This window comes from Paraburkholderia sp. BR14320, from assembly GCF_040948665.1.
GTDB lineage: Bacteria > Pseudomonadota > Gammaproteobacteria > Burkholderiales > Burkholderiaceae > Paraburkholderia > Paraburkholderia youngii.
In genome coordinates, this window is record NZ_JBFPKG010000372.1 from 1 (window position 1) to 253 (window position 253).

General features: G+C 54.5%; 1 pseudogene. It reads right to left on the bottom strand.

Annotated features, from left to right (window positions below):
* Positions 1 to 240, bottom strand: a pseudogene (locus AB3X89_RS40700) (hypothetical protein); the annotation flags it as partial.
* Between the last annotated feature and the right edge of the window lie 13 nt (positions 241 to 253).

A 253-nucleotide genomic window follows, 5' to 3' on the forward strand; every position in this document is an offset into this window, starting at 1 on the left:
CGCGCCGATACAGCGCTTGATGCGCGAGATCTGCGACTCGACCAGCGCGCGCTGGCCATACCCGTATTTGTTGCGGAACGCATGGGTGCCCTTGTCCTTGATGTACCGAACGAGATGGTCGTGCCAGGGTTCTGTTGCAGTAAGGGTGTCGGGACGAGAAATGTCGATATGATAAGTATTGCTTATGACACAAGGGAGTAAAACTGCTGGGAAGCAGACGACGGGTCTTTGCCCGCACATTTCATCTGTCCTT